Origin of the sequence: Microcystis sp. M144S2, from assembly GCF_020246065.1 — a bacterium.
GTDB lineage: Bacteria > Cyanobacteriota > Cyanobacteriia > Cyanobacteriales > Microcystaceae > Microcystis > Microcystis ichthyoblabe_A.
In genome coordinates, this window is record NZ_JADBTR010000064.1 from 1 (window position 1) to 23,051 (window position 23,051).

Genomic DNA, 23,051 nt, shown 5'->3' on the forward strand with positions numbered 1-23,051 from the left:
AGCCTCTAAACTGAGTGCGCCTCCAGGTTTCAGCGAACATCATACAGGCTATGCTCTCGATGTTGGTGACGGTAAAAGTCCTAATACTGTCCTCAAATTGACATTCGACTCTACTGAAGCCTATCGCTGGCTAGAAGTTCACGCTGCTCAATATGGCTTTGAACTATCATTTCCGAAAAACAATTTCCAAGGTGTTAGTTATGAACCTTGGCACTGGCGTTTTGTCGGTTCAGCAACAGCTCAAGAAATTTTTAGAGTAGCAAAGACACAAAGACAATGATTATAACTGGACTTCCCCTTTGAGAAAAGGTCATAACCTGTGCTTTGGGAAAGATTAACAGAATTTCCTCTGCCCCGTTACTGGGTAGAAATCAGAGAAACTCCTAATAAATCTAAAGCCGCACAAACTCCTCGTCAACAGTAAATCAGTTGATACGTCATCTTTCTGAGAAATGCCCTCACCTCAACCGTGGCAGGATCGATCGCCGGTTCGACTGGGAAAAAATCGCTAGGGGATGCGATCAATAGAACAAGGGGAAGCGAAATCTAGGTTAGCTTTCCCGTCACGTTTTGCTCTTAGCTTTAAAGGGCTATACTCTACCGTATCAACGGGCATTACATCCCTCTAAGAACTCCAATAACTTTTCTTCCCAAGGGTTCAGGTAGGGACGTTTCAAAGAACCCAACGTTTCTAGAATAGCCCTCACCGTCTCCTCTTCCCCTAACGACCGAAGTTCAACCAGACGATCGCTCAGTTGTTGCATCTTTTGCCGGTGGTCGGGGGAATACTGCAAATCCCTTAAATTCTCCTCTCTAACGGTATATTCACCGTTCCAAGTCCGCACCAGACAGGAAAATTCTCTTACCTCGATCACGATACACCAACAACCACCCAATCCTCTCAGTTCGGGGTTATCTTTGATCAGTATTTCGCAAACATCACCGACCCGGTAGGGTATGGGAATTTTGGTTCGCTCCAGGATGCGCTGTACAATATCCTTGACGATGCGACCGGACGGGACTTTACCACCAGCAGCTTCTACCGCCTGCTGCCACACTTCTCTCTGTTGGTCTGGTTCCAGTTGAGTTAGGGGACGGACTTGACGCTCGGAGATTGGCAAAATTTGAGAACCAATGGTTCTCGTTTCGTCCCTGTCTGATTGAGAACCAATGGTTCTCGTTTCGTCTCTGTCTGATTGAGAACCAATGGTTCTCGTTTCGTCTCTGTCTGATTGAGAACCAATGGTTCTCGTTTGCAGATTCTCAAAAACTTCAGAACCAGAAATCAGATAGTCCATCTTGCGACGAGAATAACCAAAACGATCACGGCAATACTCCTCAAAAGTCTTGTGGGTAGAACGGTACAGTCGTCTATCCCGCAGTTCCTTCAAGGCTGTTCCCGCTTCATAGAAAGCCCTTTCTACCTTGCGTTCCCAGAACAGACGTTGACGTTCCTCTTCTGGTGTCAGGTCATCGACCACCTCTACCCGTACCGATTGCGGGGGAAACAGATCCAGTTCTAGGTTGACCGCCCCTTCCGGTTCGGGTGGCAGCCGTTTACGGTTCTTTTTAGCCCAATCATCCAGCCACACCCGGGGCGAGGCGAACTTGGTGGTGGCCTTAACGGGAATATCGAGGACAAAACCGTTCGCACTGACGGTCCGCTTGGCACTAAAAGAATTGGGCGTTGCTGAATCAAGGTATGAATGACAACCTTGCACCTATCCAAAAGTTAGTTTGGGTCTAGGTTTTAAAAATCCCACAAAAGAAGATTCATATCTCAAATCAGCAACGCCAAAAATCTGACCGTGTGGTCGAGGATTCCCTAGATTCCCTCAAACAGTCCCCAGAATTAATCGCAAAGAAGCTGATCCAACGTACCAAGAAGGAACCAGAACAGATGACCTAACCTTGATCCTACAGGGTGCGATCGAACGAGAACGCCGTCGTCTGTTACATTGGTTTCTCATCTGTCAGATCACGGGTTTGTTATCTGGTGGGGTCATATCCTTTTCTCTTAAAGGTGAACCCCTATCGGGAGCGGGTTGGGGATTGGGCATCGGTAATCTCCATTTCGGGGTGTCCGTCGGTTTTCTATCGAAGAAATAGTCCTCACCCGATAATCACGCTTAAGGTTGCGACCACGCGGTTGACAAACTCGAATGGTAGAACCTCTCCGGTTGTTTTCCACCAGCGAGTATTAAGATCAACCGTTCTCACCTGCTCGGCTATTACCGAGCCGCGCACCGCAAAACCGTCGGGAATAGGGATCATTGTTTTGATCCCTGGCTTGATTGTGCTTGTTATGGGACTCACCACGACGATTCCTTTCCGGTCAGCATTAAATTTCCCGTGACTCAGCACCAGACAGGGACGCGCATCTCCTGATTGCTCTCTTCCACTTGTCGGGTTCAAATTGATTCTGATTACCTCTCCCCGTCGAATATTCATATCATCTCCTTACCACCCGGCCCGCTTTCAACGAAATCGAGTATATCTTCTGGATACTGAAAGTCTTCTGGAATGCTGGCCAATAGCTGATCGAGCGTTGGATTGCATGGCTTCTTGGTAATCACAAGAGCGTCCTTTGATTCTGTGAGTTCAACAATTGAATTCTCGTTGAGTCCGAAGCTTTCAGCGATCTTGTGGGGAATTCGGAATCCAAGACTATTTCCCCATTTTTTTAGTTCGATATCCATGACGACAATCCCCATTATATTATTATACATTGTATAATAATATAATATAGCGCACATAATTATCTCTGTTTCGATAAGACAAAGGGATTGGAACGTTCCCCTGAATTGCAGACCCTCGACGAGCGCATCGCCCTGATCGATCGCCGGTTACAGTTGGCTGGACAACGTATCGACCAAGCCAACGCCCGACAATGGACAGGTTATCTCACCACCGACCCGATCGCCATTCTGCAAAATCTGTTTGGGGGTGGTCAGGTACAACAACAGAGGATGGCCATCACCGACCTCGAAATCAGGGCGGCCGACCTAGAGGCGGCCAGGGCTGAATTGGAACGTCAACGGGCTGCCAAACGCTCTCAACTCGGAGAACAGGTCTTAACGCTGGTGATCGCCTACGAAACCGCCGGCGATCGAGAACGGGCGATATTAGCCCAACTGTCCAATCACGACCTCTTGACCAGGATTACCGAGATTGATTACCGTCTGGGCGGTTCATCCACCGAAACCTATCTAACAAGAATCGCCCAACGAGAACAGTTAGAGATTCAGTGGAACCGTTACCGTCTCGAACGGGAAGCCGCTAAACGACAACTTCTATCCCTGACTGGGTTTTCCCACCCCCCTTATCAAGGGGGGCAGGGGGGATCGAAACCCCTGGGGAAACCACTGGGTAATGGGTTGGAATAATTGTAAATTTTTGTGGAGAAGTGAAATCAGATCGAAGAATTGTCGCTAGACTCCCAGAAAAGTTCTGTTATTTCAGCTTATTTTCAGGAATCTACTTAAAGCTTTTGGGTGTGATATAGGGAAGACTTTCTGAGATCATGCCGAACTGGAATAATCTCAGAAACTTTCCGTATAATGTGTTGGGTTTGCTGAAGGAGTTTGTTGGTGGGGTTAGTAGTCAGTAGCAGGTCGTTAGTCTGGGAAATCAGAATAACAGAATGACCTCGCAGGTCTGGAAACGGAACCTTCAAGATCGAAGATAGAAAGTGCAGGGGTTTTGAGTCCCTCAGATCGATTTCTCAACGTTTGTCTCTTGCACTTTTTTGGCTAAAAAAGTCCCTAAACCGTTTTCTAGCAAAGCTTACACTAATTGTCAGCAAGCCCTATGTAGTTAGCGGGTTCCACTTTAGCAGTTTCAATTTGAACAAAAGAGGTTAGAAGTTTATGATTAACTACGGATTTGTGCAGACCAATGAATTTACGCCTGCTCCTTCTGGCGGAAACAATCCTTGGCGACCAATTGGCAACATCGCAAATTGGTCTTACGATGCCCAAGAAAAGTCATTCCTCTTGACGGCAGCATCGAGCAGTAGTATTCAAATCAAGATTTACATTCTTGGACCTTCCTCCTTTAGAGTTAGGTTTAATCCAAACTCTACCGACTACTCAAAAAATCTATCCAATGCGGTAGTAAATCGTAACTTGGGTGACACCGGAATCAATTATATACAAGATAGCACTGGTAACTCACTCAAAATTACTCTTGATGAAATTACCATATCTATCGGACTAAACCCCTATGGCATAGCAGTGTTTCGCGGATCGCAATTGGTTCACAAAACTAGCTATGAATATAACCTGGTTTATATTCCCTTTGGTTCGGAAGTGACGGCCTGCTTTATGAACGTTGCTCCTGGTGCCGGGTATTATGGTTTTGGGGAAAAGGCGGGCATAAACCTCAACAATAATTTCCATACCACGACCTTTTTTAACTATGACAATTTTCAGTACAGTGGCTCAAACAGTGCCGATGGTGATAATTATCCAGTTATTCCCAGTAACAGCCAACCTGGTCCATTGAATATACAAGAACCACTCTATAACTCCATGCCAGTTTTAATCGAGTGGAATCCTGCTCCATCAGGTGATTTTGCTGGTTCTTCCTATGCCAATCTCATTTTCTTAGATAATCCCTGTCAAACTTACTTCAACATTCAGACTAATGACTACTCTCAATACATGACCGGGAAATATTACTTTGGTTCACTCTATAACGAGATGGACTACTACTTTATAACCGGAAGCGACATCGCCTCAGTGTTAAATCAATTTAATGTTTTGACTGGGCCCAGTCCTATGCCTCCGATGTATGCTCTGGGATATCATCAGGGAGGATATGGATACTACAACAAGGAGCGCCTTCTGAATGTAGCTAAGTCCTATCGAGACAATAATATTCCCATTGATGGTTTACATATTGACGTTGATTTTCAAAACAACTACCGTACCTTTACCAGTAGTCAAGAGAAATTTGGCAATGTCAATGATTTATTTAATCAGTTACACTGCATGGGATTTAAGTGTAGCACCAACATCACGGGCATTATGACCATTGTTCCTTGGGATGAAAGTGCCAAGACCAATGACTCGAAACCACCTTATCCATGCGCTCCCTACGTTGTTACCGCTCTTGGAGAAAACGGCGATGTTGTTCAGCGTAATGTGATTCAAGATGGCAGAGCCAAAAAGGTATTTATTTGGGATGAGTATGTAGATGGACCAGGACAACCCCGGCCATTTCTCACCAACGAAAACTACGGTTGTAATGAAGGATTCAATCCCTACTTTTCTCCAGGACACGTTACTGATGTTGCTGGTTGTGGTGGAATTCCCTTGGGAACCTATGGCTACTACGCCGATTTGCTCAGATCCGAAGTGAAGACTTGGTGGAGTGGTAACTATTATGGACTCCTAGACAGTGGACTGGATATGATTTGGCAAGATATGACTTGTCCTGCCGTAGTGACAAGCTCCGATGCGGTAGTTCATTACAAGACTTTACCTGGGGATCTCCTGATGAGTAATCTTAATGGCAAGGTTAATCCTGATGGCAGTTTAGTCTCCCCAGTCCCTAATGCCAAAATCCATAATGCGTATTCTCTCAACATGATCCAAGCCACCTATGAAGGCTTGACCCGCATTAAAAATCACTTACCTGATGGTCACTACAATAAAAACAAACGAAACTTCATTATTGCCCGTGGGGGGTATATGGGAGTACATCGCTATGCTGCAAGTTGGACAGGAGATTCGGCCTCATCGTGGGAGTTTTTATCTATTAACATTCCTCAAGTTCTTAATTGGGGGATGAGTGGCCAACCTTTCAGTGGATGCGATATTGGTGGATTTGCTAACGGTAATACACCATCCGGACAGGTTAATAATCCGTTTAGCACCGATCCCCATAACCCTCCTTACATTATTGGTGGTCAACCTGCTCCTAACCTCCTAACTCGTTGGATGACTATGGGGGCGTTTTTACCCTGGTATCGTAACCATTACAACGGTTATACCAAGGCTTATCAAGAACCCTACAATTACTCTCAATATCCCCACGACAACAGTACATATAATACTGATGTTATGCCAGCTTGCAAAAAGTACATTGAAATTCGTTATAAACTGCTCCAGTTGTTTTACGATGCTATGTACGAATGCACCCAAAACAATCTTCCCGTTTGTCGGGCAATGTTTTTGAACGATCCTCAGGATCCAACTCTCTATCCCTTAACCGGTGTTAATGAGGTACTGCTGACTCCATACAATTCCAATCAGCAATACGAATATGACACGAATAATTCCTATCGGGTTGCCGATCAATTTTTTGTGGGACATGACCTACTGGTAGCCCCTGTTGTGCTGGAACGTTGGGAATCTAGCTCTTACAGTCCTGGTAAGACAAATTACTATCCTTCTCGCCCTGTTTATTTGCCAGAGGGATTTGATTGGTATGACTTTAATGGAAGCTTCACACCGCCAGTAACTGATGATTTGGGTCCGACCACACTACATGGAACACTCAATCGGGCGACCCAGGGCGGTCAACTTATCACTTGGAATACTTCCCAACTAGATCTGGTTCCTGCTTATATTCGAGAAGGGTCTATTATTCCTGTGCGGCAATTAGAGCAATATGTAGGAGAATTGAAGCAAAATTACCTGACCTATAATATCTATCCAGGCAAAGATAGTAGCTATCTTTGTTATCAGGACGACCATATTAGTATGGATGCTGAGGTTAAACAAGCTTATCGAACAACCTTGATTACCCATCAACAACAAAATGATATTTCTGTACAGGAAATTTCTCTGGTTCGGCAGGTCGATAACTATCTTCCGCCAGAAGAGTTCTACTATATTGCCTTATTAGGACAAACTAAAGCACCAGATTCAGTTAATTCTAACAAGACAAGTCTAAGTGCTGTATCAAATTTGGGAGAATTAGCTAACTCGCCGACCAATTGTTATCACTATAGTAGTGATCGACAAACAATCTTTATCAAAATCTTCGATAAAGATGCAAAGATGATGATTTTAGTATCGGGGCTGCAAGCTTTGACTTAGTCCCATAGGTATCTCCAGAAAATTAATATTTTACTTTGTTCCCATCAGAGTTTGATCTTTAATCTTCGGAGATGACAATAATTACTACCAACTTGGAGGATTAGTATGCAACGAATTCTTAGAATCTTTCTTGCTTATATATTTAGCTTGAGTTTGCTATTTTATAGCTTACCAGCCCGAGCCGAATTACCGACAAACATAGAGAAGGATAATACTTTATCCTCTTTGATCGTCCCTAAAATTCCCGTTGATATTCCCATCGGACTTAAAGCGGAACAGAAATTGCTCGTTAAGAATTTTCCTGCGTTACAGAGGCTTTTTGATTTATTCTCTTGGCAAGCTTTTATTGCTCTCAATTGGCCTCTTGATGCTCAAAAGAATCCTCTCCCTAAATTAACCGATCCTGGCACTCCTCGTTGGTTAACGTTTCACGAAAGTCTGCAAGTATTCCGTCCTGATGGTAGTGCGCCTGTAGAAACTACTCCGATTATGTGTAAAAATAACAAGGAAAATCGGCGGGAACTTTATGTTACCAGTTCCGTATTTTCCAACAAGGTGGACAAAGATATTGCTGATGAAGTCAATCAAGCTTTTACCTCTCCTCTCTACGATCAAAATGGACAAGAAGTTCGCTACGAAATCTTTCTTAATGATCAAGAATTTCAGTACATCGTAGAGAACAAGCTTTACAACTTGGATGGTCAAATTGCTTTTTCTCAAAATCATCAGCCAGTCAATTTCCCTTCTGGCGATTTCGCCACAGATAAGAGTGGAGTTATGGAAGTTAAATTGGCTTGGAAAGAATTAGACCCTAAACGAGATATCCCCAGTCGCTTTTATACCCAAACCTTGTTGTTACCTGATCTTGATAAGAATGGGGAACCCATTTTAGATGGCAACGGCAAGTTTAAAAATTGTCAGAAGCAGCTAATGGGTTTAGTGGGAATGCACATTTCGACAAAAACTAAGTCTTCTCCTCAGTGGATTTGGGCAACGTTTGAACACGTCGATAATCTAAACGCAAATGATTTGGAGAAGGTGGATGGGAAATCTTTATACGCCTTGTTCCACGATTTCAGCCCTGCCGGGCAAACTTTACCCGTGAATGTTCCACCAATCCCCCGCAATCCCAACACGGGCAAACCCGATCCCAACGGTGTTCTGAAAACTCAGGTGTCCCGTCCGATTCCTATTCCCAAAGCAAAGCAAGCATTAAACCAATCAATGCAGCTACTTTTGGCAACGGAGGAATCCCCATTACAGTATTATCAACTCATCGATACTCAGTGGCCAACTGCGCCCTATCCTAATAATTCTGGTTATGCGGCCATTGCTGGAGGACCTTCTCCGGACAATCTCCCTGATGCTATTACCCGTAAGTCCACAGGGTCTCCTGCCCCAGTTTATTTAACCAATAGCATTATGGAAACTTATCTTCAAACTGGCAATCAAGAGGCTCATTTTCAAGAAAACACTTTTCCCTTTAATGGCACTCCGGTATTTGGTACAGAAAGCTGTATGGCTTGCCACTTTTCGGCGGGAATTGCTACCGGATATGTAGAGAAAGTAATTAATTCAGCGACGGTGCAGAAAGTTCCCATTTTTGGAGGAGATTTAAGTGCTGACTTTAGCTGGCTGCCTCAACTAAAGGCAAATTGGGCTAAGTGAGAATGTCTCTTGGCAATTTTCGATGATGGCTTTCTCGAAAAGATCGCTCTATTGCGATCAATCGAGAAAACCCATCCAGTAACTCGCAAGCGGGCATTAGCCTGATGGTAGAAGATACCCGTAATATTCTCGTCGTCGAACCCTGTCGGGGTAAGGCCGCTCTCGCTGCGGAATTCCTAACCACCCTTCGACACGCTCTAGCGAGAGCGATACAAGCTCATTACAAATTGGAAGCCGAAGAATTGGCCTCGGAAAAATTGGGTGAGCAGGGAAGATACATTTTCTTTTGGGAGTCTGCCGAGGGAGGAGCGGGAGTCTTATACCATTTCTCTAAATGAAAACTACACATCGAATTTAAGTCACCCTTTTTAAGGGGGATTTAGGGGGATTAAACTTCTGTAGTCAGACTTTGGAGAATTGCTATTATCTTGACCCTTTAAAGCTCTTTTCTCCCTTTGAGTCGCTTGAACAATCAAATCTAGTTCCTTCTCTGCTGCTTCTAATAATGCCTCTCTTTGTAGTTGATTTATCTGGGCAATTAAGGGATTCCGACAAGCAATTAATCTTTCGTCGGGATAATCTTCACTCTCAAATTCCACTAAGTTTACCTGATCAAATAACCCTAATTGAATCACTTCTACTTCAGCCAGTTTCCGAGTTTGAGGCTTAGTTAGGGTTTGCTGAAAAAGTTTGTTGGTGGGGGCAGGGTGTAGGGTGTGGGCTTCGGCCGTGAGCTCAGCCGAACGGGTGTAGGGTGTAGGGTTTTACCGATTTTGAGGTAGTCAGTTACCTAATTTTCAGGGAAAAAGTACCTGAATTCTACCCACGATCACTCCAATGGTCAGCACTTTTTGGGTAAAAAAAAGCCTAAAAGCCTTATCCAACAAAGTTTTTAGATTTATTCAGCAAGCCCTAGTTAAACCAGTAATATAGTCTAATCCTTCTATCGATTTTACTAATTCATTGATTTTTGAGTTGGTTAAAATACCTCGATCACTTACCCAGACCACATTTTCAATCCCCCAACCCTTTCTGACTTTCTCAATTTGTCCAGCTAAAGTAGCACTGTCTGAGGTGTTTCCTTCAAAGACTTCTACCGCTATCGGACAACCCTTAGCTGAACATAACAAACCAAAAACTATCTGAGTTTTTCCTTTCTTTTTATCTCGATTATAACCATATTTTCCCAGTTCACAACCATTTCCTTCTAGGTAGGCGTTCGGCGAGACTTCGGCGTGAGCTCAGTCGAACGCTCAGCCGAGCCGTAGAAGTGACATCATACAAGACTAATGTTCCTGATTCTAAGTGTTTAAGTGCTAGGTGCTTCTCAATTTTCTCTTCTTTTTCTAATAACCAATCTAAGGCGTTATATAATTCGTCTTCGTCGGCTTTCTCTAAGTCTAACAATTGTCCTAAACTCTGACTACAAGTCTCGCTATTAAACCCTCTCGCTGTGGCTAGTTTCGATTTAGGATTGATGATTCTTGCCACAATCATCGCCACCACTAAGTTTCTGATTCGGGAGGATTTTTCACTGATTATTTTATCTAAACCCAATTTTTTAATCGTCTCTAAAATAGCCATTACATGACCATGAGGAAGACTTCTAATCACTTCAAAATGATTGGGAATGCCTTCAGTCATGGACAGTGTTGCTCCTTTAAGAGCCAGTTTTAGATTGTCGATAATATCATCGGGTAATTTTGAGAGACAGAATTAAAATGAGATATGCGATCACACTACAAGAGCTTTCTGTAACTTCTACTCTAGAATTTATCTACAATCTTCTGAAAAATTTCATTCGGAATAGAATGATCTTGAGTGTAGACTTTATCATACTTTTCTTCCAGTTTTTCCCAATCAATCGAAGAATCTGATAAAACTTCCCTTTCAAACAGATCTAACGCTTTTCCAGACAAGCCTTTGGCTAAACACTGTTTCATCGCTAATCGACTTTCATCGATTTCTCCAATACACTCAAATGGAGTATGCTCTTCTAATCCTATCATTTGCCTAAAAATCATGAGTAAGTCTGGATCGTCGAATAAATTAACCCCAAAAACCCGATCTACAGCTATGGGATCAAATCTAGACATCAAGCCTAGCCAGATATAAGCACACTTAGGGCATTTTTTACACCAGGGCTTTTTGATATTACAAGAATGAATTTTAGGCAGAAATCCTGGATAGTGACTCAGCTTCTTGAAAATGCGGAAATCATAGACAGGCTGTAAAATTCCGAAGTAAGTAAAATTCGATAATAGATGATTTTGAATAAATGCATTTAACATCTGTTCTGCCTCCAATCCTTTTCCCCATTGATGATTGACTTCTTTACCCAATTCATCCCAGAATAAATTCCCCGTGTTAGCACTTTTTTCATTAGCTAAACTTAAGGATTTATAGCCTTCATAAAGCATAAGAGGCAAGGATTCAAAGATAGAAACCGGTGTTTCAGGAGCGGTAATTCCTGAATTTTCCGAAAAATACAAAGGAAACAGAGGGAAATCTAGAAAGTCATCAATAATGGAAATTCTATGGGTTTTAACGGGATGGGTTTCTGTGACCACTTCAGAAATTAAATTATGTTGTAAATCCGCTTTGCCATAAACGCTATGAGAGTATTGCATGGTGGCAAAAGGAAGATTCGCCTCTTCCAATATTTTGATGGCTACAATGCTATCTTTTCCACCTCCACAACCTGTTAAAATTGTGGAATTATCACCTAATATTTTCCCTAGGGTTGATTCTCCTAATGGTTGTGAATAAATAATCTCAGGTTGCTGATAATCAGTCACCTGATTTTCATACCAATGCTGACCAAAAACTCCTTGGTAAATTTTCACAAATAGTTCCAAGGCTTGGGTTTCTAAATATGCTACTATCCTAGAAATATCATAAGTTTTCGGGAATAATGAGCATAATTTCATGCCTTCAAATAAAGCAATGTAGGCAGCTATTCTATTTATGAATTGTTCCGTGTATTTTTGTTTGAGAACAGAGAAGTAAACCCCCTGATAAAAAACCTTTGTTGAAAATTCAAATTCATCCACACTATAGCGCACACTTAAATGGTGTTCGTGGATTTTTAAATTCTCGATTTTCAGACATTCTATCTTCATGATTTACCATCCTCTTGTCCCTGGCCCACCTTTAAAAGGGCCAACAATATCAGAAGTAATCCATCCAGCATAAAAATCACCCTCTTGAGGGGTAACTTGCTCATCATCCACATAACAAGCATCTTCCACAGTCGAAAATCATGGACTCTTCCTTTCTCACAACGGACACAGATTACCTGCTCGCTTTTTTGATCGGCAACGACTTGCGACTTTAATGTGTGGTACCCCTGCTTGCCACCATAGCATGATTTCTGTTTTTTTTTGGGTCGTTCTATCTCCTGTTCTGACACATCCACCACTATTACTTCTGGTTCTTCGGTTTGTGTTATGCAATGGAGGGGAGTTATAAGGGATGGAACCCTTATATAGAAAGGCATTTAGCTATTTTTGTCAATTGTTTTTGATCTAGAGCGAACTAATCAATTAAATCTCTTGCCAGATAAGGATTTAGTCGATTTATGCCCCCCTATCGAACCATAACAAGTAACGAAGAGCCTCATGATAAATATCTTTTGCTGGCATTTTTATTATAACTGATGATTATTAGAGATGCAGCGATTTTGGTACTGTTGAAGAATCGGTGATTCGTCTTTTTCATCTCGTTCCCAGTTTCTACCTGAAGCATACATTAAGGCAGAGCCTTGGTACAAGCAAGTTAAATTGATTTTATTTATCCATTTTTGCCTTGAGAAATTCTTCTAATTTCTTCATATCTTCTTGACTAGGAGTAAGGGTAAATCTAGTTACACCTGATTCAGTTCGCATTCTATCCATATAAATTCTTAGGGCTTCATCATCTTCTCGATGGGAGAGGACATATTTTCTTAATTCTGGGCGAGACATTTGGTAAAAATCAGGTTGATGATTCATCTTCAAACTCCACATTAGTGAGCAAGATGCTCACATTACTATTTTCATCATACCGAAATAGATGAATATCGGTATAGAAGTTAGACAAGGTTTGACACATTCTAATGCAAGTAAGCATCTGTTCGGGAGTGGGTATCATTATTGATGGCTTTTTCCTCCAATTTACGAGTTTATACCTGTAATAAGTATAGCATACTACTGGATTGAAACAGCTAATTTAGTGCCTTAGATTTAAGGGAATGCGAGCATCCTGCTCGCTAATTATTCAGGTAGTCTGCTGGCTAGATGTTATAGTCATTTCAAATAAGTTTGAGACATAAGCTTTTCATCATTTAAATTGGTATTTGAGGTTGTAGGGGCGAAGCATTCGGATAAGAAATCTACGGTTTCAGCGATAGGTTATTGCCCGAATGCTTCGCCCCTACGGGAGTGCTTACTGACAATAATAGTGAGCTAGGTGAGTCTTCTCTCATTCTTATTTGAAACAACTATATATACCAAGCCAGAGCCTTGGCACAAGCAAATTTCAAAAAAAAATTCGCTCGCTACGCTCGCTTAAAAGGGAAAAAAATACAGGATAAAGGGTAAAAGTGAAAGAGAAAAAAGGGAAAAGCTAAGTCCTCGACGACGCAACTACCCGCAGCCCGAAGCGGCTGTACCTAGTATCGGGACTGACCCAGTCGCGGTAGGCACAACGGCAGTAGTCTGGGTCGCCGCCCCACGAAGCGCCGCGCAGCAACTTATATTGAGAATTATTCTCATTCAACCACGCCCGACCATCTATTGGTGCGCCTTCATAATGATCATGCCAATCATCTAAACACCATTCCCAGACGTTCCCGTGCATATCATAAAGTCCAAAGGCATTGGCGATTTGAAACCTGCCTACGGTGGTCGTCCTTGCAAGAGCAGTTTGTGCATAATTTGCCAAAGCTGGGTCAATTTTCCACCCAAAATGATAAGGCGGATAAATCGGATTTTGGCTTAATTCTTCACTGATAACTGATAACTGATAACTGATAACTGACCTACAGGCATATTCCCACTCCGCTTCACTGGGTAAACTGTATTGATAGCCTTTCCCTTTTTGCTGAGACCAATGGGATAGTCTCTCACAAAATTCCACTGCTTCGTACCAACTAATACATTCCACTGGTCGGCGGCTATACCCTTTATAGTAGGAAGGTTCTGGGTTAAGATCCCGTTCAATTTTAGGCATAGAAGCCACTACTCGCCACTGCGCCTGCGTTACTAGATATTTGCCCATCAGAAAGGGAGAAATCTTGACCTTGTGTTGCGGAAGTTCATCTGGATATGCTCCTGCTTCTCCTTCACGAGAACCCATCCAAAACTCACCACCAGAAATCTCCACCATTTCTAGGCTTATTTCACCTTCTAACTGTTCGATTACTGTGCTTGGTAGGTCGTTTTCTGCGATGATTGAGAGGACAATATTTCCTTGCTTATCAACTTCTGCTGTCCAGATAGGAACCTCCTGTCCCCACTGCTTCAGTAACCAGGAAGCTGACAGCCTTATCTGTGCTTTTTCCTTCTCATCTGTGAGTAATTGCCATAGCCTTTCTTGATTGAGGAATAATTTACGGACTGCCTCTTTTTCTAATGTCTCTCGCTCTAAATTATCAATATCTGGACTTCTCAGGTAAGAACGTAACTCCTCCTGGCTACTAGCTTGGAGAAACTCTTGAGCCAAGTCCGTAGTTTCCACTGTGTCTTTATATTGTTGCAGAACTTTCTCCGCGTCTGCTAACTTGTCACCCGACCACAAATAATCCTGAGATTTGTTATTTTTCTGCCAATTTTGGGCATCTTTATCCACCTGTTTCGCTAATTCTCTACCCTGGCGAGTTTCGGTTCGCCACAGATTCAGGTTGTCCCACTTTTCAATTAAAGCTTCATGTGCCAAATCTACCCAAGCTTCTTCTTCTCGTTCAGTTTTTCCCGTCACTAAAAGACGACCTTTTACTAATCCTTGTTTTCCTTCAATCAGTTCTTTTAAAACTTTTTGTCCTTCTTGATTATCTCCAGCTAGAGACAAGATAAAGGCTTTTGATTGACGCAATCTGGTATCTTTTTCCCCATCTCCTATTTGCAGAAGATTCAAGAAAATTCGCTTGATTAAAGCTTTTTCTGTTTCTGTTCGCTCCTGCTGCGGTGAGTCTTTTTCATAATCCTTGTATTGATAGACTTTATCAGCTTGACAATTTAACGCTCCTACTATCCCACCTATCGCCTCATAAGTATCTAAAGTCAGCCGATGTTCTGCCTCATCTCGCCTCTGCCAAAGCTGGGTTAAAGCAAACTCTAATAAGGGTAAAAATCCGGGTTCTTGTTTAATATCTTCAAGGATTTGATTGAGTAAATTATTAGTAACTTCATAACCTTGCAGCTTGGCTGGTTCGGTGATAGCTTCTAGCAAATCTAATCCCCTTAGATCTGGCAGGTATTCGGCGTTATTTTGAATCAGTTGTCGCAAAGAATCGTAACGCAAACAGGGTTCAATGAAATCCGCCCTCATGGTAGCGACAACTGCCAGAGGAGAGTCTGGAATTGTGGCAACTTGAGTAATCAATTCAATAAAGCGATCGCGCTGTTCCGCTAGAGCAAAAGTGAATAATTCCTCAAACTGATCCACCACCAGCAAAAATTTATGTTCGCGGGGAAAAAGTTCTAATAGCGGGTTTAAGCCTTCGCTGGCTGGATTATTGATACATTGATCCAGCAATTTTTCGCAATCTGGAAAATAGGATAACAGTAGGCTTTCTAACTTTGTCAACGGCTTAAATCCAGGCTTGATCGGTTCGAGAATTTGCCATCCTAATTCTTCCAACCAGGGCATCAATCCCGCCAGAACTACCGAAGATTTACCACTTCCAGAAGCACCAATCAGAGGGACAAAATTTAGCCGATCCAGCTTAGATTTGATGTCGTCCACCACTCGCTTGCGTCCGAAGAAAAATGGGCGTTCTTTCTTAGTAAACGCCAGCAATCCTTGATAGGGACAGCGCAATTCTCCCTTCTCATCTAGTAACGGTTTCACTTCTTTAACTTGAGGTTGCGCCCCATATTTGACCAGAATTAGCGATCGCCCAACTCCCATGCGAATCGGTTCCTGACCCTTCCCGCGCAATTCCAGCGAGACGAAATCAAACAGGCGATCGGCACTAATTTCTCCCGTTTTTGGGTCCGCCTGTTGTGGGGACAGTCCTTCGAGTAAGGCGGCGGTGAACAAACTGTATTCCTCATCTTCCCACGCTACCTGTTCTGACCGACAGGCGGCGATTAGGTAGTAATCTTGCTTCTCCTTAAACGCTGAGAGGCTAGGTTCTAGCAAAGTGCGATCTAGTCCCCGATTTTCGGGCAATAACGCCCCTGCATGGCAACAGTCTAGCATTACCACCAGATTACTCAAACTAGAACGCCGTAATAAAGGATTGAGTTCTCGGTCTAAAGAAATGGCATTTTTGCCGTCGGGTTGGCTATCGGAGGTGGCGAGATAGGCTTCCCCGTCACCGATGCGATTGATCAGGCGAAACCCGTGTCCTGAAAAGTAGATCAAGACTTCTTGATTTTTGGTCTGCTCTCCCGATAAAATTTGCTGTAAGGCCTGCAAGACTTCATTCCCCGTTACCTTTCCTGGAACAACTTCGTAGCGTTTTTCTGCGGCAATCCAGCAATTGGGTAGGCGTTCTACATTGGCAAATGTCCCAGTATTCTCCAAGAATTTAGCAACAGCTTCCGCATCTTTGGCGGGTTTACTCAAAGATGGTAGAAAGTTCCGGTTATCGTAATCGTTAATGCCGATGACGAGGGCGTAGCGAGCCATAGACAGTCAGCAAGGGATAGAAATGTTTTTTATATTAGGTTATTTTTTGGTAAACTGCAAGGAAAGCATAGGCCCTCCCTTAGATGACCTTTTCTTATCATCACAAGTACGGGAGAGCCGAGAAATAGTTAAGAAAAAAGTTAATTTTCAATTTCTGCATTATTTATGACTCGACTAACTCCGATCCAAATTGACGAAAACACTCTAATTTATATAGAGTCCACCGATGACCTAGAAATTCCTGCCGAGACAGTAAAAACCGAGGGAAGAGTTGCTAAAGGGGGAACTTCTATACCAGATAAACAGCAAATTTTGCAGAATTTTCAGACAATTGAAGATACAATTCGTACCTACACTACTTATACCTTAAACGCTTTTCGCAATTTAGCCATTGCCAACATTGAGGAAGTCACTTTACAATTTGGTGTGGAAATCGGCGGTGAGGTAGGAATCCCTTATATTACCAAAGGAACCGCTAAAAGTAATTTAAATATTACGGTTAAGTGTACCTTTCCTAAGCCGCCGAACTCGTCTGATTGATGGTTCAATCTTTAACGTTTTCTGGTTTTTCCGTATATTCCCAAAATAAGAGAGCCAAATAATCTTGATTAAGGTCTCTGGTCTTGATTTTGGGGATAACTGGGGAATAGATCTCTGGGGAAATCCTCGGCACTTAAACAGGTTTGTAAAGCTTGGGAGGGATTATTTTTGTCCGCACCACGACTGACAGCGATAACGCACTCGGAAAAGCGCCCGGGTAATAAACTTTGACGACAGGAATCTAAAACCTGTTTAGAAATCCCTAATTTATCGGGTTCCTTGGCTGTTTCTGTTTCCGTTTGTTTGAGGGAATTAGCGGCAAACAAGGGGGCAGCGCGATGGATATCGACCACACAATTGCCTAGGTCGATGGGACGACGCACTTGAAAACAAGCTTGCAGAGCCAGATTACCATCGATCGGGGTTTTGGATTTAATCATCACTACACACCGGGATAATTCTTTAGGAATTAATGCTTCTGAACAAGCGGTGGCGGCATCTTGGGGACTCACCCCCGTGCGGACAATCTGACTGATACAGGCACTAAATTGATTATTGTTGCCAAATGCGATCACTGTTCGGTTCATTTCTACTAAGCCAAGGGAAATAGTAGCGATCGCGCTCCAACTAGCAATTTTTTTAATATGGTTTTTCATTGTTTGCTCACACCCAAGATTTTAAGGCTAACTGGCCTTGATCTTAACAGATTCAGAGAGAACAGGAAACACAGAGAAGGGGAGATGGGGGGATGGGGAATGGGGTAGGGTTGATTCATGAATCAACCCTACCTTGAATCAACCCTAGGGAGATGGGGGGATAGGGAATGGGGAAATTCAACTAATACCCCAAAACCCTAACACCCCAAAACCCCAAAACCCCAGGGCCAAAATTAGTATTCTGGTACAGTGGAATCGACTTCGCGACTCCAGGCACTGATGCCACCTTTGACGTTAATTCCTTCGATACCTGCCTCTTTGAGGATAGCGAGGGCTTTAGCGGAACGTCCCCCCATCTTACAATGGGCGATGAGACGATAACCGTTGACTAATTCCTTAATTTTGGGAATTGCCGCACCATTCTCGATATCGGGTAGGGGAATTAACACCGAGTTGGGAATCTTAGCGATTTGGTACTCGTTGGGATTACGCACATCGATGAGAATGTAATCATTGGCATTGCTGTCAATTAGTGCTTTTAACTCTACTACGGTCATTTCTGTCATTTTTTGCTGTTCTGCCGCTTCTTGTGCTTTCGCTTGCGGGATACCGCAGAATTGTTCGTAATCAATTAGTTTTTCAATGACGGGACGGATGGGATTCGGGCGCAATTTTAACTCACGGAATTTCATTTCCCAAGCATTGTAAAGCAGTAAACGACCACTGAGGGTATCCGGTGCGCCGAGGATAATTTTAATGGCTTCTGTGGCTTGAATTGTGCCGATTACTCCGGGTAAAACCCCTAAAACGCCGCCTTCCGCACAGGAGGGAACCATCCCCGGTGGTGGCGGTTCGGGATAGAGATCGCGGTAGTTGGGACCGCCTTGGTAGTTAAAAACGGTTGCCTGTCCTTCAAAGCGGAAAATTGAGCCATAGACGTTGGGTTTGTCGAGAAGAACACAAGCATCATTAGTCAGATAACGGGTGGGGAAATTATCGGTCCCGTCGATAACTACATCATAGGGGGCTAAAATGTCAAGGGCATTTTCGGAACTTATGCGGGTTTCGTACAAATCCACCTGACAATAGGGGTTAATTTCTAGAATTCTGTCCTTAGCGGAAACAATTTTCGGTTTGCCTACCCAAGAAGTGCCGTGAATAATTTGACGTTGCAGATTGGAACTATCGACGATATCGAAGTCAACAATACCGATTCTACCGATGCCAGCCGCCGCTAGATAGAGTAAAAGCGGGGAACCGAGTCCCCCGGTGCCGATGCAGAGAACACTGGCGGCTTTTAGTTTTTTTTGACCTTCTAAGCCCACTTCGGGCAGAATAATGTGTCGAGAGTAGCGTTGAACCTCCTCTTTGGAAAGTTCGATCGCCGCGAGATTAGGATTTAGCATAGATTGGGTAAATAGTGAAACCTCACTCGATTCGGGCTAGAATTTCGTCTCAGCACGGTTTAGAGACAAAAATCAGGAAGACTCGATCGCTTCCTGGATTTTTAATTCTTTCTATGCCTATGATAGTGTGAGGGTCTGGCTCCGTGTTGTTAATATTAGTTAACTTTCTCCTGCTACTTGGGCGCGGTATTCACTAGCGGAGAGGGTATCAGCCAAGGCAGTATCGGGATTTTCTACCCGCACTTTTAATAACCAACCCTCCCCGTGGGGATCATCGGCAATTAATTCGGGGGAGTCAATCATCGCTTGATTGCGATCGACTACGGTTCCCGAGACGGGAGGATAAAGATCTTCTACCGCTTTTACCGATTCGATCGTGCCGAAACTACTACCTACTTCCAGTGCCTCTCCCAATTCGGGCAATTCTAGAAACACGATATCACCCAATTGATCGACGGCAAAAGCACTAATTCCCAAGGTAGCGATTTCACCTTCGAGTCTGACGTATTCGTGGGTTTCTAGGTATCTCAAATCCTCGGGATATTCCAGTTCCATCGTCTGTCTCTAAATATTTACAGCATCAGTTAGTTTACTAGATCTCTTGGGGAAAATGTTGATCGGCTGGGGCTGTTTTATTGCCGATCGCTACCTAGACAAAATTAATTACACCGATCGAACCCTGATTAAACAGCTAGAATTGGTCTAGGTTGATCGGGGAACACCGGAACACTGGAACAGTAGGGGTTAGCTGCTTTTTTAGCTCACTTAACAATACCCAGTTTAAATGCCTCCTAGCTTACTTATGTTAAATCCCATCTTAGATCCTCGCGGTGGCGAACATCAAACCATAAGAGCCTTTTTTGAGCCAAAAACCATCGCTGTGGTGGGATTTAATCGCCAAAATCCCCAACTCGATCGCACTCTTTTACATAATCTCCATCATAATCCCGGTCAGCACCGCCTTTATCTAGTTAATCCTCACCCCGAAAACTGGCTCGATCTTCCCACCTATAGCAGTTTAGAGGATATCCAGGCGGCGATCGATCTGGTAATTATCACCGCCCCTGCTCCCGAAATTCCCGCTATTATCGCCCAATCTGTCGAAAAACAGGTTAAATGCGCCCTGATTCTCTCCACGGGTTTTCGGGAAACTGGACAGATGGGGGAAAATTTACTTAGGGAAATTAAAGCGATCGCTGGTCAAAAATTACGCATCATCGGTCCCCATAGCTCAGGAATCAGCAATCTCAGCCAAAATCTTAACGCCACCTTTTCCCCCATCCTGCCGAAAACTGGTTCAATTGCCCTGATTAGTCAAAGTGGGGCGATCGCTGCTGCCATGCTTGATTGGAGTTTAAGCGAAAATGTCGGTTTTAGTCACTTTATCTCCCTCGGAGTTCTTTTAGATGTGGATTGGGGCGAATTACTCTATTATTTGGGAGACGATCCCCAAACCAAAAGCATCGTTATCTACCTGGAATCCCTGAATAATGCCCGCTCTTTTCTGTCCTCGGCCCGAGAAGTTGCCCTAAATAAACCAATTATCGCCATTAGTCGCCACAGTACCGACTTTGACCCCACTTCTCTTTCCCATGCTGGCAAATTGACCAGCGATCAGCTAACTCTCTCCGCTGCCTTTGCTCGTTGTGGCATCGTGGAAGTACAAAGACTGGCCGATCTCTTGAATATCACGCAAGTTTTAGCGAAAATTCCCCGATTTCCCCGGGGAAAACGCTTGACAATCATCAGCAATGGTTTTGCTCCCGCTCTTTTAGCGGCCTCGGCTTTACTGGCGGAAGATGGACAACTGGCAACCCTTACCCCCGCAACGCTCGAAAAACTAGCGCCTCTTGTTCCCGCAGATATTGTCCCCCAAAATCCCATCGATCTGCGTCGCGGCAGCGATCCCGATAGCTACGCTCGCGCCCTAGAGATCGCTTTAGCGGATGCTCATACCGACGCGGTGTTGATGATTCTCTCGCCTCGCTTTAACACCGATCTGCGAGAAATTGCCCGTAGCATCGCCTCAATCGCTCAAAATAGCAAAAAACCCATTTTAGCAAGTTTGATGGGGGGAGAGGGCATTGCAGAGGGAGTAGCGTTATTAAATCAGCAGGGTATCCCCACCTATCGCTATCCCGATTCGGCAGCCCGGGTGTTTAATTTGCTCTGGAAATATGAAGAGAATCTGCGCGGTCTTTATCAAACGCCAATTTTAGCCAATTCTCAGGAAAATGGCTCCGATCGAGTTTTAGTGAGCCAGATTATTGAGCAAGCAGGAGATAGAACAATTCTCAGTGAGCCAGAGTCTTTAGATATACTCAAAGCTTATGGAATCCCTGTTATTGTCACTAAAATTGCTGAAAGTGCCGCAGAAGCAGTTAATCTCGCTGAATCTCTCGGTTATCCCGTGGTGATGAAACTGCATTCCCAGACGATTATCCATAAAAGCGCGGTGGGTGGGGTACAATTGCCGCTTTTTTCCCCTAGGGCAGTGGTGCAAGCATATCAGGCGATCGAAGCTAATATTACCGCACAAGTGGGTCGGGAGCATTTTCTCGGGGTGAGTATTCAACCGATGTTAGAAATCGATCGAGGATATGAGTTAATTATCGGCTCTAATTACGATGATCAGTGCGGACCGGTGATAATTTTCGGTACTGGTGGCCGTTTAGTCGATATTTTTCAAGATTACGCCACCGCTCTACCTCCTTTAAATACTAATCTCGCTCGCCGACTTTTAGAAAAAACCAAGATTTATCGGGCTTTTCAGGGGACAAATGGGCTTAAATCGCTTAATTTAGCGAATTTGGAGCAAATAATCGTTAAATTTAGTCACCTGGTTAGTGAACAACCTCGCATTAAAACTATCGATATTAATCCCTTTTTTGCCGATTCAGAGCAATTGATCGCTCTTTCCGCTTCTATCCTTCTTCATCCTCCGACTACACCCCCAGAAAAGTTATCTCATCCGGCGATTCGTCCCTATCCCGAACATTATATGGGACTTTGGACGACGAAAAGAGGCTTAAAGGTGCTAATTCGTCCGATTCGGGCAGCGGATGAGCCTTTAGTGCGACAATTTCACCATTATCTCTCGGAAGAAAGCATTTATTATCGTTATTTTCATCTTGTCAATCTCGATCGCCAAACCGCTTATGATCGTCTTACGCGCATTTGTTTTATCGATTATGATCGAGTAATGAGCTTAGTGGTAGAGATTAATAACGCTCAGACGGAAGAGCCAGAAATTATCGCTATAGGACGCTTAAATAAACTGCATGGCGTTAATGTGGCGGAATTTGACTTATTAGTTAGGGATGACTATCAAGGTCAAGGAATTGGTACTGAATTACTACAGCGTTTGGTCACTATTGGCAAAAAGGAAGGATTAGAGGGAATCGAAGGGGAAATTTTAAGGGATAACCGCGCTATGCAGATAATAGCCGCTAAAGTGGGGTTTTCTCTCTATAAAACTGCCGATTTTGTCAAAGCGGAACTTGAATTATGAAGCCTTTTTTGATAAGCTGATCACTAATTTTCTGGCTGAATGGTTCGAGCTAATCCTTGCTCTAAAGTAAATGGAGGTTGCCAATCCAGAGTTTTTTGAATATATCTAGAGTCAACGGCAAGAGAACCAAGCAAGCGATCGATATTATAGCTGTTAAAAGGGAGATTTTTCCCTGTTATGGATTCTACTCTATCACCCAGATAACCTAAGAATCTAAGTAAGGTAGTGGGGACGGGCAGCAATCGACAGGGTTGTTGAATTTGTTGAGCAATGAGTCGAATTAATTGGGGAGTAGAAACAGCTTGGTTATCGCTAATTAAAAAAATTTGATTAGCGGCATTAGGATGATCTAAACAGGTAATAATGGCAGCAACTAAGTTACCCA

The 23,051-nt window shown here is 43.5% G+C and carries 19 protein-coding genes and 4 pseudogenes; 8 read left to right on the plus strand and 15 right to left on the minus strand.

The genetic code is table 11. The annotated features are described in order from the left end of the window. Positions 1-280 (plus strand): M15 family metallopeptidase (locus tag IM462_RS08610; protein WP_287715077.1); only part of this gene is annotated, 280 nt, incomplete at its 5' end. 325 nt (positions 281-605) lie between these two features. On the opposite strand, the gene IM462_RS08615 is transcribed toward IM462_RS08610, so the two are convergent. Continuing rightward, positions 606-1,721 (minus strand): hypothetical protein, encoded by a 1,116-nt coding sequence (locus tag IM462_RS08615; protein WP_287700170.1) that lies wholly within the window; start codon positions 1,719-1,721, stop codon positions 606-608. Positions 1,722-1,911: 190 nt separating this feature from the next. Between IM462_RS08615 and IM462_RS08620 the strand changes: the two genes are divergently transcribed. Next, positions 1,912-2,109, plus strand: coding sequence for a hypothetical protein (locus tag IM462_RS08620; protein ID WP_002793672.1), 198 nt, complete (start codon positions 1,912-1,914; stop codon positions 2,107-2,109). Positions 2,110-2,112: 3 nt separating this feature from the next. On the opposite strand, the gene IM462_RS08625 is transcribed toward IM462_RS08620, so the two are convergent. Both IM462_RS08625 and IM462_RS08630 read right to left on the minus strand, forming a co-directional pair. Further along, positions 2,113-2,451, minus strand: a complete 339-nt coding sequence (locus tag IM462_RS08625) for a type II toxin-antitoxin system PemK/MazF family toxin (protein ID WP_002772504.1) — start codon at positions 2,449-2,451, stop codon at positions 2,113-2,115. Beyond that, positions 2,448-2,699 carry an AbrB/MazE/SpoVT family DNA-binding domain-containing protein gene (locus tag IM462_RS08630; RefSeq protein WP_043997061.1) on the minus strand — a complete coding sequence of 84 codons (252 nt, stop codon included), beginning with the start codon at positions 2,697-2,699 and terminating at the stop codon, positions 2,448-2,450. Before IM462_RS08630 ends, IM462_RS08625 begins: the two co-directional genes overlap by 4 nt. An 87-nt stretch (positions 2,700-2,786) precedes the next feature. Between IM462_RS08630 and IM462_RS08635 the strand changes: the two genes are divergently transcribed. From IM462_RS08635 to IM462_RS08650, 4 genes are all read left to right on the plus strand, one after another. After that, positions 2,787-3,386, plus strand: a complete 600-nt coding sequence (locus IM462_RS08635) for a hypothetical protein (protein ID WP_287700171.1) — start codon at positions 2,787-2,789, stop codon at positions 3,384-3,386. Positions 3,387-3,869: 483 nt separating this feature from the next. Next, positions 3,870-7,049, plus strand: coding sequence for a TIM-barrel domain-containing protein (locus tag IM462_RS08640; protein ID WP_287700172.1), 3,180 nt, complete (start codon positions 3,870-3,872; stop codon positions 7,047-7,049). A gap of 105 nt (positions 7,050-7,154) precedes the next feature. Next, the gene (locus tag IM462_RS08645) at positions 7,155-8,717 is read left to right on the plus strand and encodes a hypothetical protein (protein ID WP_287700173.1); all 1,563 of its coding nucleotides are present in this window, start codon (positions 7,155-7,157) and stop codon (positions 8,715-8,717) included. A gap of 104 nt (positions 8,718-8,821) precedes the next feature. Continuing rightward, complete coding sequence (locus tag IM462_RS08650; RefSeq protein ID WP_287700174.1) at positions 8,822-9,055, plus strand: hypothetical protein; 234 nt, start codon at positions 8,822-8,824, stop codon at positions 9,053-9,055. A 30-nt stretch (positions 9,056-9,085) separates the two neighbouring features. Here the strand turns inward: IM462_RS08650 and IM462_RS08655 are convergent, their stop codons facing one another. The 8 genes and pseudogenes from IM462_RS08655 to IM462_RS08685 form a co-directional block, all read right to left on the minus strand. Continuing rightward, the gene (locus tag IM462_RS08655; RefSeq protein WP_419546984.1) at positions 9,086-9,352 is read right to left on the minus strand and encodes a hypothetical protein; all 267 of its coding nucleotides are present in this window, start codon (positions 9,350-9,352) and stop codon (positions 9,086-9,088) included. A gap of 276 nt (positions 9,353-9,628) precedes the next feature. Continuing rightward, positions 9,629-10,427, minus strand: a pseudogene (locus tag IM462_RS20985) (IS1634 family transposase); the annotation flags it as partial. 56 nt (positions 10,428-10,483) lie between these two features. Beyond that, the gene (locus tag IM462_RS08670) at positions 10,484-11,839 is read right to left on the minus strand and encodes a MurL-like N-terminal domain-containing (protein ID WP_287700177.1); all 1,356 of its coding nucleotides are present in this window, start codon (positions 11,837-11,839) and stop codon (positions 10,484-10,486) included. A 3-nt stretch (positions 11,840-11,842) separates the two neighbouring features. After that, positions 11,843-11,962 (minus strand): annotated as a pseudogene (locus IM462_RS21195) (DUF427 domain-containing protein); the annotation flags it as partial. Next, positions 11,962-12,216: pseudogene (locus IM462_RS08675) on the minus strand (transposase); the annotation flags it as partial. The pseudogenes IM462_RS08675 and IM462_RS21195, both read right to left, overlap by 1 nt. 289 nt (positions 12,217-12,505) lie before the next feature. Continuing rightward, positions 12,506-12,709: a DUF6887 family protein gene (locus tag IM462_RS08680; protein WP_002758886.1), complete on the minus strand. Its 204-nt coding sequence runs from the start codon at positions 12,707-12,709 to the stop codon at positions 12,506-12,508. Beyond that, on the minus strand, positions 12,693-12,848 hold the full coding sequence (locus IM462_RS21200) for a DUF6888 family protein (protein WP_002737946.1): 156 nt from the start codon (positions 12,846-12,848) through the stop codon (positions 12,693-12,695). Before IM462_RS21200 ends, IM462_RS08680 begins: the two co-directional genes overlap by 17 nt. A 474-nt stretch (positions 12,849-13,322) precedes the next feature. After that, positions 13,323-16,553, minus strand: a complete 3,231-nt coding sequence (locus IM462_RS08685) for an nSTAND1 domain-containing NTPase (RefSeq protein ID WP_287700178.1) — start codon at positions 16,551-16,553, stop codon at positions 13,323-13,325. Between the two features lie 165 nt (positions 16,554-16,718). On the opposite strand from IM462_RS08685, the gene IM462_RS08690 reads away from it, so the two are divergent. Next, positions 16,719-17,093: a CU044_2847 family protein gene (locus IM462_RS08690; RefSeq protein WP_069475301.1), complete on the plus strand. Its 375-nt coding sequence runs from the start codon at positions 16,719-16,721 to the stop codon at positions 17,091-17,093. 68 nt (positions 17,094-17,161) lie between these two features. On the opposite strand, the gene IM462_RS08695 is transcribed toward IM462_RS08690, so the two are convergent. From IM462_RS08695 to gcvH, 3 genes are all read right to left on the minus strand, one after another. Then, positions 17,162-17,749, minus strand: coding sequence for a hypothetical protein (locus IM462_RS08695; protein ID WP_287700179.1), 588 nt, complete (start codon positions 17,747-17,749; stop codon positions 17,162-17,164). 233 nt (positions 17,750-17,982) lie between these two features. Next, positions 17,983-19,155 (minus strand): molybdopterin-synthase adenylyltransferase MoeB, encoded by a 1,173-nt coding sequence (gene moeB, locus IM462_RS08700; protein WP_287700180.1) that lies wholly within the window; start codon positions 19,153-19,155, stop codon positions 17,983-17,985. Between the two features lie 159 nt (positions 19,156-19,314). Beyond that, the gene (gene gcvH / locus IM462_RS08705; protein WP_002737085.1) at positions 19,315-19,710 is read right to left on the minus strand and encodes a glycine cleavage system protein GcvH; all 396 of its coding nucleotides are present in this window, start codon (positions 19,708-19,710) and stop codon (positions 19,315-19,317) included. 247 nt (positions 19,711-19,957) lie between these two features. Here gcvH and IM462_RS08710 point away from each other — a divergent pair, with 247 nt between their 5' ends. Next, on the plus strand, positions 19,958-22,666 hold the full coding sequence (locus IM462_RS08710; protein WP_287700181.1) for a bifunctional acetate--CoA ligase family protein/GNAT family N-acetyltransferase: 2,709 nt from the start codon (positions 19,958-19,960) through the stop codon (positions 22,664-22,666). A gap of 23 nt (positions 22,667-22,689) precedes the next feature. On the opposite strand, the pseudogene IM462_RS08715 reads toward IM462_RS08710, so the two are convergent. Beyond that, positions 22,690-23,051 (minus strand): annotated as a pseudogene (locus tag IM462_RS08715) (NAD-dependent epimerase/dehydratase family protein); the annotation flags it as partial.